General features: G+C 62.9%; 12 protein-coding genes. 4 read left to right on the top strand and 8 right to left on the bottom strand.

Annotated elements, in window-relative coordinates; all coding sequences use genetic code 11:
- Nucleotides 1-276 precede the first annotated feature (276 nt).
- From AB4Y31_RS23965 to AB4Y31_RS23950, 4 genes are read left to right on the top strand one after another with little or no spacing between them, the layout of a single operon-like run.
- A complete protein-coding gene (locus AB4Y31_RS23965; protein ID WP_368676582.1) occupies nt 277-1293 on the top strand; it encodes a sugar ABC transporter substrate-binding protein in 1017 nt (338 codons plus the stop codon).
- The gene (locus tag AB4Y31_RS23960) at nt 1290-2834 is read left to right on the top strand and encodes a sugar ABC transporter ATP-binding protein (protein WP_368676148.1); all 1545 of its coding nucleotides are present in this window, start codon (nt 1290-1292) and stop codon (nt 2832-2834) included. The genes AB4Y31_RS23965 and AB4Y31_RS23960 overlap by 4 nt, the downstream gene beginning before the upstream one ends.
- Entirely contained in the window at nt 2834-3787 is a 954-nt protein-coding gene (locus AB4Y31_RS23955; protein WP_368676147.1) for an ABC transporter permease, read from the top strand. Before AB4Y31_RS23960 ends, AB4Y31_RS23955 begins: the two co-directional genes overlap by 1 nt.
- Nucleotides 3780-4775 carry an ABC transporter permease gene (locus tag AB4Y31_RS23950; protein ID WP_368676146.1) on the top strand — a complete coding sequence of 332 codons (996 nt, stop codon included), beginning with the start codon at nt 3780-3782 and terminating at the stop codon, nt 4773-4775. Before AB4Y31_RS23955 ends, AB4Y31_RS23950 begins: the two co-directional genes overlap by 8 nt.
- 44 nt (nt 4776-4819) lie before the next feature.
- On the opposite strand, the gene AB4Y31_RS23945 is transcribed toward AB4Y31_RS23950, so the two are convergent.
- From AB4Y31_RS23945 to AB4Y31_RS23910, 8 genes are all read right to left on the bottom strand, one after another.
- Entirely contained in the window at nt 4820-6556 is a 1737-nt protein-coding gene (locus AB4Y31_RS23945; protein WP_368676145.1) for an ATP-binding protein, read from the bottom strand.
- Complete coding sequence (locus AB4Y31_RS23940) at nt 6540-8057, bottom strand: ATPase domain-containing protein (protein ID WP_368676144.1); 1518 nt, start codon at nt 8055-8057, stop codon at nt 6540-6542. Before AB4Y31_RS23940 ends, AB4Y31_RS23945 begins: the two co-directional genes overlap by 17 nt.
- Nucleotides 8058-8327: 270 nt before the next feature.
- Nucleotides 8328-9497, bottom strand: a complete 1170-nt coding sequence (locus AB4Y31_RS23935; RefSeq protein WP_368676143.1) for a porin — start codon at nt 9495-9497, stop codon at nt 8328-8330.
- A 141-nt stretch (nt 9498-9638) separates the two neighbouring features.
- Entirely contained in the window at nt 9639-10724 is a 1086-nt protein-coding gene (locus tag AB4Y31_RS23930) for an ABC transporter ATP-binding protein (RefSeq protein WP_368676142.1), read from the bottom strand.
- A gap of 15 nt (nt 10725-10739) precedes the next feature.
- Nucleotides 10740-11534 carry an ABC transporter permease gene (locus tag AB4Y31_RS23925; protein ID WP_368676141.1) on the bottom strand — a complete coding sequence of 265 codons (795 nt, stop codon included), beginning with the start codon at nt 11532-11534 and terminating at the stop codon, nt 10740-10742.
- Between the two features lie 66 nt (nt 11535-11600).
- Entirely contained in the window at nt 11601-12482 is an 882-nt protein-coding gene (locus AB4Y31_RS23920; RefSeq protein ID WP_368676140.1) for an ABC transporter permease, read from the bottom strand.
- A gap of 54 nt (nt 12483-12536) precedes the next feature.
- Nucleotides 12537-13568 carry an ABC transporter substrate-binding protein gene (locus tag AB4Y31_RS23915; protein ID WP_368676139.1) on the bottom strand — a complete coding sequence of 344 codons (1032 nt, stop codon included), beginning with the start codon at nt 13566-13568 and terminating at the stop codon, nt 12537-12539.
- A 64-nt stretch (nt 13569-13632) separates the two neighbouring features.
- Nucleotides 13633-13947, bottom strand: a complete 315-nt coding sequence (locus AB4Y31_RS23910; protein ID WP_107152564.1) for an NIPSNAP family protein — start codon at nt 13945-13947, stop codon at nt 13633-13635.
- Nucleotides 13948-13951 lie beyond the last annotated feature (4 nt).

Raw genomic sequence — 13951 nt, 5'->3', positions numbered from 1 at the left:
ACTCCGCCTCGGTGATGATTTGCACAAACTATCAGCGATCCTTGGCGAGGCCAAATGAGGCTTCGGAAGATGGTTATTCATTCGGACAACGAATCGATTTCAGCCCCGCGGTAATTTGCTAATTGCGTCGCAAGCAATATCGATAGCGAAAATCCATTGTTTCGGTCGGCGGGCATTGTTGAGTAAAGTCACAGCGGAATGACCCTTCTTTCACAACCACAGCGTCTTTACTTTCACCACATCATGGTCCACCGAATGCTCGCCTCGGTTCCGCGCATGCGCGGACACATTTTTTCGCCGCTCGTCGCAGTCGCAGCGCTGGCAATCGCACTAGCCGGTTTTGCTACGGCCGGTCACGCGCAAGGACCTGACGACGCGAACGGCAGCGACAGCAACATTCCCTCGCTCAAAGGTAAGCGAATCGGCATTACCGCCGCCGGCACCGACCATTACTGGGACCTCAAGGCATACCAAGGCGCGATCGATGAAGTCAAGCGACTCGGAGGCACACCGATCGCGCTCGACGCGGGCCGCAACGACAACCGCCAGATCGCGCAGATCCAGACGCTGATCGCTCAAAAGCCGGATGCGATCGTCGAGCAGCTCGGCACGGCATCGGTGCTGGAACCGTGGCTGCAGAAAATCCGTCAGGCAGGCATCCCGCTCTTCACGATCGATACCGCGTCACCGTCCAGCCTCAACGACACGACATCCGATAACTTCTTCATCGGCGAGCAACTGGCTCTCAAGCTCGTCAACGATATCCACGGCGAAGGCAACATCCTCGTCTTCAACGGCTTTTATGGCGTGCCTGTCTGCGCGATCCGTTACGATCAGTTGAAAGCCGTGCTCAAGTACTACCCGAAGGTCCATATCATCGAGCCTGAGTTGCGAGACGTGATCCCGAATACCGTGCAAAGCGCTTATGCGCAGGTGAGTCAGCTTCTCGCCAAGTATCCGAAGGGACAGGTCGCCGCGATTTGGGCGGCGTGGGACGTGCCGCAGGTCGGCGCCACGCAGGCCGTCGACGCCGCGCATCGCAGCGAAATCAAGACCTATGCCGTGGACGGCAGCCCCGACGTCGTGACGCTCGTCAAAGACCCGAAATCAAGCGCGGCCGCCGTCGTCGCGCAGCAACCCGCGCTGATCGGCAAGACCGCCGTCGACAACGTCGCGCGCTATCTCGCCGGCAAGCGCGATCTGCCGCCGTACACCTACGTGCCGTCGATTCTCGTCACGAAGGACAACGCGGCATCGCTGCAGCAAACGCTCGGGCAGATCGCGTCGCAATGAGTGCAGTCGCCACCCCGGCAGCGCTCGCGCTCTCCGGCATCGTCAAGCATTTCGACGGCGTGCCGGCACTGCGCGGAGCGTCGCTCGAGATCGCACCGGGCACGGTCCATGGTCTCATCGGCCAAAACGGCGCAGGCAAGTCGACGCTGATCAAGATCCTCGCGGGCATCCACGCCGCCGATGCGGGAACGGTCATGGTGCATGGCGTGCCTCAGCCCGGTGGCGTTGCGCCGGCCGAGATCGCGTTCATTCATCAAGAACGCCTGCTGTCACCGACATCCACGGTCGCCGAAGCGCTCGCGCTCGGCAACGAACCGGCGCTCGGACCGCGTGTCGTCGGGCCTCTGCGGCTGATCGACGCGCGCCGCCTGAAGCAGCAGGCACGCGATGCGCTGCGCGAGCACTTCGGGATCGAGCTTGCGCCGAACCGGCTCATCGGCGAGCTCAGCGTGGCCGAACAACAGATCGTCCAGATCACGCGTGCGCTGGCGCGCGCGCCGCGCATCCTCGTGTTCGATGAGCCGACGGCCGCGCTCGTCGCACGCGAAGTGGATCGCCTGCTCGCCACGATCGACACGCTGCGCGCTCGGGGTATGACGGTCGTCTATGTGTCGCACTACCTGAACGAGATCGCGCAGATTTGCGACAAGGTGAGCGTGTTGCGCGACGGTCTCGATGTTGCGCACCTCGATGCGCGCGCGACACCGATCGAGGCACTCGTCGAGGCGATGATCGGCGCGCCCGTCGTCACGCACACGCGGAGCTCGACGCGCACACCCGGCGACCTGGCGCTCACCGTGCGCGATCTCACCGCGCCGGGCCGTTTCGAAAACGTCTCGTTCGACGTGCGGCGCGGCGAAGTAGTCGGCATCACCGGCTTGCTCGGCTCCGGCGGCAAGGCCGTGCTGCGCGCGCTATTCGGCCTCGAGCGCGGCGCCGCGGGCGCGATCGGCATCGCCGGCCGCCCGGTGCGATTGCGCCGGCCGCTCGACGCGGTGCGCAACGGCATTGCATTCGTACCGGAGGACCGGCGCACGCATGGTGTTGCGACGGCGCTCTCGGTGCGCGAGAACACGTCGCTTGCAAGCCTTCGGCGCGTGAGCCGCTTCGGTCTGCTGGCGCGGCGGCGCGAGACGGATCTCGTGAAGCGGCTCGTCGCGGCGCTCCGGATCCGCACACCTGGCGCCGAAACCCCGGTGCGGTCTCTATCGGGCGGCAATCAGCAGAAGGTCGCGCTCGCGAAGTGGCTGAGCCGTTCGTCGTCGATCTATCTGCTCGACGAGCCGACCGTTGGCGTCGACGTCGGCGCCAAAGGAGAAATCTATCGGCTGCTCGACGAGTTGGTGGAAAACGGCGCTTGCGTGCTCCTGTTTTCGAGCGATCTCATCGAGTTGCTCGGCGTCACTGATCGCGTGCTGGTGATGAAGCGCGGGCGCATCGTGCGTGAGCTCGTGTCGCGCGAGACGAACACGCAATCCGTGCTCGCGTGGGCGACCGGTGCCCGTGAGGCTGTCGAGGAACGCGTAAGGGAGGTGGCGTAATGCTGCGCAGCGGTGCCGCCCTCGGGTTCGCCTTGGTGTTGGCCGTGTTCGCCCTGACTTCACCACTCTTCCTGACCATTGCCAACCTCGCGAACGTACTGCAGCAGTCGATCGTGGTCGGCCTGCTCGGCTTCGGCTTGACTATCGTGCTGATCGCGGGCGGCCCGGATCCGATCCGCGGCGGGCTGGACCTCTCGGTTGCCGCGAACCTCGGTTTCTGCGCAGCCGTCTATGCCGTGACGCAGCGCAGTGGGTGCGGCCCTGCCCTGTCTGTCTTATTCACGCTCGCAGCAGGCGCAGCGATCGGCGCGCTCAACGCGATTGCGGTCATCGTGCTGCGCATCGTGCCGCTGCTCGCGACGCTGACGACGATGAATATTGCCGCCGGCTTGGAACTCGTGCTCACACAAAACACTTCCATATCGGCGAGCGGGACGCTGACGAACTGGCTACTCGACGCTGGCTCTTTCGGCGTCCCGCACCTCGCGTATGAGCTGTTGCTTGCCGCGACTCTCTTTACCTTGCTCGTGCACTACACGCCGTTCGGCCTGCGGCTCGCGGCGGTGGGCGCGCATCGCGATGCCGCGCAAGCGGCCGGCTTGCGCACGCGGCGCTATCTGGCCGCGAGCTACCTGCTGAGCGGCATCGCGGCAGCGCTGGCCGCGCTTGCGTCGACTGCGCTGCTGAGCGGCAGCGCCCCCGGCTCCGGCGACAATCTGCTCGCGGTAGTCGCGGCGGCACTGCTCGGCATCGTATTTTCGCGGCGGCTCGTGCCGACGATCCCGGGCACACTGTGCGCGGTGCTGTTCGTGGGCGCGATCGTCAACGGCTTTCAGCTCGACAACGTGTCGAGCTATTACGTCAACGGCGTCGAGGGCGCGCTGATCCTGTTCGTGGTCGCGACGACCGCGATCGTGCGACGCAGGCGCGCCGGGAGCAACGTCTATGACTGACTCTGACAAACCCCGCTTCATCCGACGACTTATGGCGCGTCTCTCGAAGCTGCGACGCTTCGGGCTCATCGCCGCGCTGCTCGCCGTCATCGCATTCTTCGCGGCATTTGCGCCGGGTTTCGCGCGCCCCGGCAACGTCGCGGACGTGCTGCTCAACAATTTTGCACTGCTGACGATTGCCGCACTCGGCATGACACTCGCCGTATCGCTCGGCGCGGTGGATCTGTCGATCGGCACGTCGATCGATGTCGCGAGCCTCGTGTTCGTGCTGCTGTGCGCACATCACGCGAATCTGGGGCTGGCGGCGCTCGGCGGCCTCGCCGCCGCATTCGTCACGGGCACACTGAACGCGGTGCTGGTTGCGCGCATCGGCATCGCGCCGTTTCTCGCGACCCTCGGCACGCTTTTCATCGGGCAGACCGTTCAGCAGCTCGCGACCGACGGCGGCCAGCCGGTCTATCTGCTCAACGTGGCAGTGCCGCCGCTTTTCGGCGCGCTCGCTCACGGAGAAATCGCGCATATCCCCGTGCCGTTATGGATCGTTGGGGGGCTCGCGCTCGCCCTGCACGTCGTCCTCTCGCATTCGGTTTTCGGCCGCCAGATTGCGGCGCTCGGTGCTCAACCGGGCGTTGCTCGCTACTCGGGCCTCCCCGTGCCGGCGATCGTCAGCGTAACGTTCATCGCCAGTGCGCTGCTTTATGGCGTGGTGGGGCTGCTGCTCTCGTCGACGGTGAAAGCCTATGTGCCGCAGGCGGGCAACGGCTACCTCATGAATGCGATTGGCGCGACTTTCATCGGCACGACACTGTCGGTGTCGGGCCGGCCAAATGTCGCAGGCACGCTGCTCGGCGTGCTGCTCTTGAGCCTGGTCGCGAACGGGCTGCTTTTAATCGGCTGGAACTTCTACTGGCAGCAGGTTGCGACGGGCGTCGTCATTTTTCTCGTGCTCGGAATCAGTTTCGCGCGGCGCGAGGCGCGACATGCGTAAGGCTCGCCGCGGCCGCGCGCCCGGCGTCGACTCAACGGTAACCGCTACCCGCTCGGCGACTGTTGGCGCTCGTCAACGGCGCTGGATCGAGCACCGCCAAGTGCTTTCGCTATTTCCGCCACAAGTTGCTTCTGTTGATACGGTTTTCTTAGTCGTGGAATATCCATGCTCATCGCCTGCGGCAGATCGGCGTATCCGGTGGCGATGAGGATCGGGAGGCCTGGCCTCAGTTCTCGCGCGGCGCGCGCCAACTGCGCGCCGGTCATTTTGGGCATCGCATAGTCGGTTATCAGGAGATCCACGTTGCGCCCTTGCTCGAGCACACTGAGCGCATCGGCGCCCGAATTGACTTCGATGACTTCATGCCCCATGTCCTCGAGAAGGTATGCGGTGCTCGTCGAGATCAGGGCATCGTCGTCGACGAGCAGGATCGTGGCTCGCGCGGTAACTGCCGGTTCGATTACCGGTGATTCCGCGTCCGCGGTCGCCGGCACCGACAGCGCTTGCGAAGTCACGGGCAGCCATAACTCGGCCTGCGTGCCGCGGCCAGCCGCGCTACTGAGCCGCAACGCGCCGTTCAATTGCAGAGCCAACCCATGAATCATGGAGAGCCCAAGGCCCGTTCCCTTGCCGACTTCCTTGGTCGTAAAAAAAGGCTCCGTCGCGCGCGAGAGCGTCTTCGCATCCATTCCGTGGCCTGTATCGCTAACGGTGAGGCGCACATAGTCGCCGCCCTCGAGGTCCGCGCATTTTGACGAGTGAACCGCGTCGACGGCTATCGAGACCGCTCCGCCATCGGGCATGGCGTCACGCGCATTGACCACGAGATTGAGAACCGCGAGCTCGATCTGGTTGGCATCCACGAGCGTAAGCGGCAGATCTTCAGGCAACTCGAACTTCAGTTCGATGCTCGCCCCCACGGAGCGCTCCAGCAGATCGATCATTCCGCGAACGAGATGGGACAGGTGAGTCGGTTCAATCCTGAGGTCTTGCTGTCGCGTGAATGCAAGTAGACGCTGAGTCAACGATGCGCCGCGCTGGGCACCCCGGAGCGCGCCATCGATCAGTCGCACGATCCTTTCGTTGGAGGCTTGCTTGCGCAGCAGCTCGAGGTTGCCCATGACCGCCATGAGCAGGTTGTTGAAGTCATGTGCTACGCCGCCCGTCAGCTGCCCGATCATTTCCATTTTTTGGACCTGGCGCAGCGCCTCTTCGGTGCGCTCGCGTTGCTGCATCTCCTCGAGCACCGCTTCATGTGCGCGCTCGAGCTGAGCCGTCCGCTCGACCACCTTTGCCTCGAGCGTCTCGTTCAGGCGCCGCAGTCGCGCCTCGCTTTCGTGCAACGCCTCCATGCGGGAACGGGCTTCATATTGCCGGTAACGGCCCCGTCGTGCGTTTTGTACCACGCTCACGAACGTCATCGGGTGAAACGGGCGTTCCAAAAAGATGACGTTACCGAGCGCTTCCGATAGGCGTTGCGCGTCGGCGATTCGATCGGAAAGGCCTCCGCGCTGCGTGAGCACGATGAACGGAAGATCCGACCAGGGCGGCTGTCTCGCCACCCAGGCCGTCGCCGCGGCCAGGTCCGCATCGCACAGCGCTTCCTGGGTCAGGACAGCGCATCCGATGTCATCGCCCAGAAGCGCTGAAAGGTGCGTGAGATCGCTGCATATGATTGACTCCGTCCCCGACTGCCGCAACAGCGCAGCCGCGATCTCGGCGTCTCGCCCGTGTGGCGCCAGGATCAAAGCTCTTCCATCGATTTCAATCGGCGTTGTCATTGCCGGTGGCGACAGACTTGAGCAGTGGTCCGGTCGTTCCGACAAAAGTCGGCACGCCGTGCAGTACCCCCTGGAACCCGTCGAGGGGTGCCCCCACCGTCAGCCCCGCCTGGCCGATGCGGAACTCACGGATCGTTTCTTCGTGGCGCCCCATGCGCTTCTTGATGACCGATACGGCACGCCGGACCCGACCGAGCGCCTCGAAGTAACGCAGAAGAATGACGGTGTCCGCAAGGTAAGTGACTTCCACGGGAGCCCGCATATCGCCGACCAAACCGTGCTGAGCGACCGTCAGAAACGTCGTCGCGCCTTGCCGATTCAAATATTGCAGCAACTCGTGGATGTGAAGCACGAGCGCGTTTTCCTGCGGCATGGCCGCCTGATAACCATTGAGACTGTCGATCACCACCGTTCTCAGCTGCGCGTCGTCCACGACGGCGCGGACCCGCTGCGCAAACTCGCCAGGAGACAACTCGGCCGCATCGATCTGCTCGAGGTAAAGATTGCCCGCCTCGGACGCGGCGTCGAATTCGAACCCCATTTTTTGTGTGCGATCCAGCAGCAAGCCGAGTTCTTCGTCGAAGACGAACAACGCCGCTTTCTCGCCACGCTTCAGTGCAGCGGATGCGAACTGCAGCGCAAAGGTGGATTTGCCGGCTCCGGCCGGCCCGAGGATCAATGTGCTGGAGCCCTGCTCGACGCCGCCGCCGAGTAGCGAATCGAGCTCCGCGACGCCACTGCTGACATCGGCGCGCGCAAGCCGCCTGCGGTGCTCCGCGGCGACGAGACGCGGAAATACCGAAACGCCCCCCGCTCGAATCGCGAAATCGTGATATCCGCCGCGAAAAGCCCGGCCGCGATATTTCGAGACCTTGAGCCGGCGCCGCTGCGCCCCGTAGTCGGGTGAAAGCTCTTCCAATTTGATCACGCCATGAGCGATGCTATGAACCGTTTTATCGGCTGCCTCCGAGCTCAGGTCGTCGATCAGGAGGACCGTTGCACCGTACCGGGAAAAGTAGTGCTTCAAGGCCAGGACTTGCCGACGGTAGCGAAGGGAGCTCTGGGCGAGCAGGCGGATCTCCGACAGGCTGTCGAGGACAACCCGCTTCGGCCGGGCGCGTTCGAACGCGCCGAGAATGAGCTTGGTGGTCTCCCCCAGTTCGAGGTCGGACGAATACAGCAGAGTCTGGTGTTGATCGGCATCGAGCAGGCTCTCGGGAGGGACGACCTCGAACACCACGATGTTGTCGTCGAGAACCCATCCGTGCGAGGCCGCGCCGTTGCGCAACTCCTTTTCCGTCTCGGACAACGTGATGTAGAGGCCCGGCTCGCCCGCCTGCGCACCGGTGATCAGAAAACGAAGCGCGATCGTCGTTTTGCCCGTCCCGGGAGTGCCCTCCAGCAGAAAAAGGTTTCCTTCGGTGAGTCCTCCCATCAACACATCGTCGAGCCCGGGCACACCGGTTCGCGCGATCCGCGTGCTTGCCGCGTCAGTGCTCATCGATCGCTCCCAGCAGTTTCAAGGGTCCTGGGGGAAAGACAATGTTTTGGCATTGTGGCAAAAACGTCCGCTAACGAAGTCTGGCAGGGTGGAGCGTTCGTGATGGAGCAAGTTTTGGACCCGCTCGCGTCGCGCGTCGTCGCCCAGCGGAAGCATTCCGGATAAATGCAACGAGGCTGGCCGGCGAGAACGCCCCGTTCCAAATGACGAAGGGCGCCGAAGCGCCCTTTCGCGGTGGGTGGCAGGCTTTTCATCGCCCTTTTTTGCCGACTAGAACTTATGGAGGACGCCGACACGGAACATCAATTGTCGGTTGGTCGACGATGCGTCGGCGATGGAGAAATCGAAGATATCGGCTCGCTTGGCGTCCCCTGCCGCCTGCTGTAATGCGCCCATCGCATACAACGTGGTGCGCTTCGACAGCGAATAGCTGCTCATGAGCGAGAACTGATGGTACTTGGGCTTGCTGCCGTTGTAATCCACCTTGCCGTCGGTATAGGCGTATGCGGCGGCGACCGTCGCGCTCGGCGTGAGGCTGTACGAGCCCCACACCTCGTAGTTGCTGAACCTGACGTCGCTGGTCGTGCCGTTCGCATCCTCGAACTTCGTGTTGGTGTAGTCGACGCCCGCCGTTGCCGCGCCGAAGGCGTAGTCTGCGCCGATCCCGATGATGCGTTCATTATGCGGATTGCCAACGTAGCTGAACGGCCCGCTAGCGCCGATTGCGGCGCCGGTCGTATTCCCTATGAAATCGCCGTCAGTGAAGAGGCTCGCCGGGTTTTTCGCATAAAAATAGGCGGCGCCCGCGTTGAATCCACCGTGCGCATAAGCGGCGCCCAGGCTCCACATGCCCGTGGTGCCCGCGCCCGGCGCGGTCGAATTCGTGAACGAGTACATCCCGCCGAACGTGAAGCCCACGATCGACGGGCTCGCGTACTTGATGGCGTTGTCGACACGGAACGAGTTGTCGGTGTTGTCGATGTCTCCGCCGCGCACGAACGGCCCGCCGAATTGGCCCACGGCCGTGACCGGCTGAACATAGTCGACGACGGAGTCATACTGCCGGCCGAGGGTCACGGTGCCGAGCCCCTGCTTGGAAAGCCCGACGTACGCCTGCCGTCCGAACTCTCTGCCGCCCTGACGCATCTGACCGTTCTCCAGGCTGAACCCCGCTTCTAGCTTGAAGATCGCGCTCAGGCCATTGCCAAGATCCTCGCTTCCCTTGAGACCCCAGCGGCTGCCGTACATGCCGTCGTAGGTTCCGTCGCGCATCCGCCAAAGCGAGTGGCCGCCGCTGTTGTTGACGTAATCGATACCCTCGTCGATGACCCCGTACAGCGCCACGGACGACTGTGCGGCGGCGATGCCGGGCATCATGATTCCAAAAACCGCGCACACGCCGGTTAGGACTACTAATTTATTTCCACGATATGTTTTCATCCAAAGCTCCAAACTCACAATCAGTCTTTTCGTTGAACTTCCTATGGCACTACAAAAATCGGTCTTGCCACGATCGATGCGGACATCGCCGCAGTCGAGCGGCCAGGCGAAGGGAGGACGCCGCTCATTCCGTTGCCATGCTTATGCAAAAAGGCGGCCGTCGCGCGCGTCCCATTCGACGAGCGCTTGCGTGCCGATCGACAACCCGCTGTCGTGACGATGGGCGGCCGGCATACGAATCGAAATCTCCTGTTGCCAGGGCGTCGCCACGGCGTAGTGCATCGCATCGCCGAGATAGGTGATGTCGCGCACCGTCACCGGCAGCCCTTCCCTACCGTGCACGCTTTGCAACGCGCGAATGCGCATCTGCTCCGGGCGAATCATGAGCGTGCCGTCGAGCCCCGCCGCGAGCACCGGAGAAAGATGGCCGGTCGTCACCACATGGCCGCTCGGGAATACGCCCTTTGTGCCGCCCTCGCTGTCCGAAGTCACGCGGATAGGCAAAAAATTCGAATTACCGATGAAGCTCGCGACGAAGCGCGATGCAGGATTGGCATAGAGCTCTTCTCCGGTGCCGACTTGTTCGATTCGCCCTTTGTTGAATACGGCGATGCGATCCGACAGGCGCAGCGCTTCTTCCTGGTCGTGCGTCACATAGAGAATCGTCACGCCCGTCTCATGATGGATACGGCGCAGTTCGAGCTGAATTTCCTCGCGCAGCTTTTTGTCGAGCGCGGAAAGCGGTTCGTCCATCAAGAGCACGGGCGGGTCGTAGGCCAATGCCCGCGCGATCGCGACGCGTTGCTGTTGACCGCCCGACAACTGCGCCGGCATGCGATCGCGGCAGTCCGACAGATGCACGAGCTTCAGCATCTGCTCGACCTTCGCCTTGATTTCGCCGTCGGGACGCCGACGCACGCGCAACGGAAACGCGACGTTCTCTCCGACGCTCAGGTGCGGGAAGAGTGTGTAGCGCTGGAACACCATGCCGATGTTGCGCTTGTTGGGGGCGACAGACAGCAACGACTTGCCGTCGAGCAATACGCGCCCTTCGCTCGGCTCCTGAAAGCCCGCGACGATGTAGAGCGTCGTGCTCTTGCCCGAGCCGGACGGCCCGAGGAAAGTCATGAACTCGCCCCTGCGCACGTCCAGAGAGACTTGGTCGATGGCTACGACGTCCCCGTACGTTTTGCGCAGGCGCTGAATTTGAAGAAATGCGGCAGTCATGGCTCATCCACCTCTTTATCGGGCACGGCGCAGTACCGCGCCCGCCAACATCAATACCGTCGTCAAGCCGACGAGCAGCGAAGACGCCGCCGCGATGACCGGCGTCAGGTCCTGCCGCAGCGTGGTCCAGATTCGCACGGGCAAGGTCTGCAATGTCGGGCTCGCCATGAAAATCGAGATCACCACCTCGTCCCATGATGCGAGAAACGAGAAGATCGCGGCGGCGAACAGCCCGAGCTTGATGGCGGGCAGGGTCACGCGCAGCTTCACCTGAAGCGGCGACGCCCCACAGACGAGCGCCGCGTCCTCGAGCGCCGTGTCGAAACTCACGAGGGAGTTGCTGATGGAAATGATCGAGAACGGCAACGCGATGATGAGATGACCGATCACGAAGCCCGTCATCGTGCCGTTCAAGCCGATGCGCAGCGTAAAGGCGTACAACGCAACGGCCAGCACGACGACGGGCAGCACCATCGGCGTAAGAAAGAACGCCTGCAACGCACCGCGCCCGCTGAACTTTCCGCGCACGAGTGCGAGCGATGCGAGCAAACCGATCACGACCGACAACGCCGTGACGATCACGGCGAGCTTCGCGCTCGTCAATAGCGAGTCTATCCATCCTGTATCGGTGAAAAGCTGCCGATACCATTCCAACGTCCAGCCGGGCGGCGGAAAGATCAGCCATTGCGAATCGCCGAAGGACAATGCGACGATAAATGCGATCGGCATCAGCAAGAACACGGCGACGGCCGCGCCGACGGCCATCAGCCCCCAGCGCAGCGCGCCCAGGCGGTCGAAATCGAGTAGCATGTCAGCCTCCCGTCCCCGTGTGGGAGGAGGCAGCGAACGATAGTGAGCGTGGGGGTCGTTTCATTCCTAGTCTCCAAGACTGGCACGCGCACCACCGGTGAACCGCAGTTGCAGCGCATACAGCCCAAGCGTCACGGCGAGCAGCACGAGCGCGGCTGCGCCCGCGAGCCCCCAGTTCAACAACTCCTGCACGAGCTGCGCGATCAGCTCGGCGAGCATCATGTACGAAGGCCCGCCGAGCAGCGCGGGCGTGACGAAGTAGCCGAGCGCCATGACGAACACCATCAAAGCGCCCGACGCGACGCCCGGAAGTGCGAGCGGCACCAGCACGCGCCAGAACGCTTGCCAGCGACTCGCGCCGCAGATCGCCGCCGCCCGCAGCGTCGACGGATCGATGCTGCGCAGCGTCGCATGCAGCGGCATCACTAGAAACGGCAGCATGATGTATGTCATGCCGATCGTGACGCCGACGAGATTGTTGACGAGCGCGATCGGCTCGGTGATCAAACCGAGCGCCATCAACAGCCGGTTGATAGGCCCGGTCGCTTGCAGCAGCACCATCCATGCAAACGTGCGGGCCAGCAGATTGGTCCACATGGACAGCAGCAAGATCGCGAAGAGGACGGAGCTCACCCTTCGCGGCGCGATCGCGAGCAACCAAGCGGTGGGGAAACCGATCGCAACGGTGACCACCGTCACCACGGTCGCCACGAGAAAAGTGTTGCCGAACACGCGCAGATACGTCGTCGAGCCCAGCAGTTGTGCGTAGTTCTGAAGCCCGGGCGTCGGTTCGAGCACGCTGCGCAACAGCAGCGAAAGCACCGGCAGCAAGAAGAAGATCGCGAGCAGCAGCAGCGCCGGCGCGAGCAGACGCAGGCTGCGCCAATCGCGTCGCCGCCGCGCGGCCGGCGCCGCCGGATGCGCAACGGAACTCAGAACGTCAGGCATGGTGACTCCCAATCTGAACTTTGCGGCGCCTGTCTGGAGACGCCGGCGACACGCTCACTTCGATTGCCATGCGTACCAGCGCTTCGCAATCTCGTCGCGGTGCTCCGCCCAGTACTTCATGTCGAGATTGATCTGCGAGGTCTTGTACTGGTCGGGCAGCGTCTTGGCGGCCGCCGCGGGCATCAGCTCTGGCGCTTTCACATTGACCGGCGCGTAGCCCGTATCCTCGGCGAACTTGGCCTGTGCCTGTGCGCTCGTCGCGGTGGCCAGGTACTTCATGGCCTCATCGCGATGCTTCGCGCCCTTCGGAATCACGAGCATATCCGCGGCCGTCAGGTTTTGATTCCAGGAGATGCCAACGGGAACGCCAGTTTGCTCGAGCGCATGCAAACGTCCATTCCAGAACATGCCGATCGGTGCCTCGCCCGATGCGAGCAGCTGCTGCGATTGGGCGCCGCCGCTCCACCAGACGATGTCGCTCTTGATCGTGTCGAGCTTCTTGAACGCACGGTCGAGATCGAGCGGATAGAGCTTATTCGGCGGCACGCCGTCGGCGAGCAACGCGAGCTCGAGCACGCCGGGCGCGGACCACTTGTACAGCGTGCGCTTTCCAGGAAAGCGCTTGATATCGAACAGGTCCGCCCACGTCGACGGTTGCGCGCCCGTGAACTTCGACTTGTTGTAGCCGAGCACGAACGAGTAATAGAAGCTTCCCACCGCACCCGGCGACGTAAAGCGGGGATCGAGGTCGTCCTTCTTGACGACAGAGAAGTCGATCGGCTCGATCAGCCCGGCCTTCTGCGCGGCATACGCGAAATCCCCTTCCACATCGACGACATCCCACGTCACGTTGCCGCTATCGACCATCGCCTTCAGCTTGCCGTAATCGGTCGGGCCGTCCATCAGCACGTGAATGCCTGTTGCCTTGGTGAATGGCTGCGCCCAATCCTTGTCCTGCGACGATTGGGTGGTGCCGCCCCAGCTCGTGAAGACGATCGGCTCGGCCGCGCGAACGCTTGCCGTTGCGAAGGCTGCCGCGCACGTGGCAATCAGCACTGCCGTGCAAAAGACGCGCTTGCTGTTCATATCTCTTTCCTATCCTCAGTGGTAATCGATGGTCGAGCGACGATCCCGGCGAATCGCCGAATATTCATTGCAGCGGCGAGAATTGCGCCGGCTTCATGATCTTGCTTTCCATTTCCTCCATCAGTGCCTGAATCTTCGGCGCGAAAGCCCGCCAGGCGGGGTCTTCGGCAAGCGCCGCCCGCCGACGTTCGCGTTCATCCAAACTCGGATAGGCCCAGATGTGGACGATCTGATTGAGCGGGCCTATCTCGGAATGGAAATAGCCGATCAGTTGCCCGAGATACCGCTTTTGCAGCTCGATGCCTTCTTCTTCCACCAGCTTCAGATAGGTGGGCACTGCGCCCGTCTTGATGCGATATGTACGGATTTCGTAGAACATGCGC

Origin of the sequence: Trinickia sp. EG282A, assembly GCF_040965455.1 — a bacterium.
GTDB classification, from domain to species: Bacteria; Pseudomonadota; Gammaproteobacteria; order Burkholderiales; family Burkholderiaceae; genus Trinickia; species Trinickia symbiotica.
The sequence above is the reverse complement of the archived record's forward strand: the minus strand, read 5'-3'. Positions and strand labels throughout refer to the sequence as shown.